1 protein-coding gene is annotated in these 238 nt (G+C 37.4%); it reads right to left on the bottom strand.

Features of this window, described 5'->3' with window-relative positions; genetic code table 11:
- Positions 1–238 (bottom strand): ABC transporter permease subunit (locus tag R0J88_RS23345; RefSeq protein ID WP_410901368.1); only part of this gene is annotated, 238 nt, incomplete at both ends.

The following is a 238-nucleotide window of genomic DNA, read 5'->3' as shown; positions in this document are numbered from 1 at the left end:
CCATTGGGTGTTCCCCGACTGCACGCAATCTTAGCCCAAATGGAGTTTTTGTGATGATGAACCAAGCAATTAATGCAACGGCAACTGCTAAAATAGAAGTAGCATAGACGTCTACAAAGAACATTTTACCGATAATTGGAATATCGCTTAAAACTGGAATATCAAAACGTGAAAAACGTTCTGTAATAGAATCTGTTTGCCCTTTATCATAAATCATTTTTACTGTAAAGACTGCTCC

The sequence above is a fragment of the Pseudoalteromonas sp. SIMBA_162 genome, assembly GCF_046535955.1.
In the GTDB taxonomy this organism is placed as follows: domain Bacteria; phylum Pseudomonadota; class Gammaproteobacteria; order Enterobacterales; family Alteromonadaceae; genus Pseudoalteromonas; species Pseudoalteromonas marina.
Note: the sequence above shows the minus strand (reverse complement) of the source record. Positions and strands in the feature narration are given on the sequence as shown.